Origin of the sequence: Paenibacillus sp. MER 180 (assembly GCF_023713665.1) — a bacterium.
GTDB lineage: Bacteria > Bacillota > Bacilli > Paenibacillales > Paenibacillaceae > Paenibacillus_B > Paenibacillus_B suaedae.
The window spans coordinates 1-403 of record NZ_JAMAVT010000086.1 but is presented as its reverse complement, the minus strand read 5'-3'; the positions used below and the strand labels follow the sequence as shown (position 1 = coordinate 403).

Below are 403 nucleotides of genomic sequence, written 5' to 3'. Positions count from 1 at the left end.
GCTTCCTGCAGCTCGCCGCCAACCATTTTCCGCCAGCCACGCTCAACAGCTGGCGCTTTGTCTGGCACTGGTCGCCGCAGGCCAGCGAAGCTGCGCGCCAGGCCGCCTGGCGGCAGCAGCGCGGGGTCCTTCATCGCCTGCTGCCGCAGCCGCAGCTGGGGATCTGGCACCGCTTTGCTCCCAGCGATCCCGGGAACGATCCGCTGTTCCACTCGCCGCTGCTGGCAGAGGCGGATTTTCTCGCCTGCCAGGCAGATGCCAACGAACAGCTGGATCTGGCCCAGGCAGACAGCAGCCGCCTGGCCTCCAGCGAACATTACCCGCTGCACAAGCTGCGGCAGATCCACAGCGCCCTGCGCCAGCGTCAGCTCAACCTGCCGCTGTGGCTGCTCTCCTGGAATAC

1 protein-coding gene is annotated in these 403 nt (G+C 67.2%); it reads left to right on the top strand.

Annotated features, from left to right (window positions below; genetic code table 11):
• Positions 1 to 403, top strand: a 403-nt coding sequence (locus tag M3661_RS29955; RefSeq protein WP_251491386.1) for a hypothetical protein, incomplete at both ends; no start/stop codon positions are given.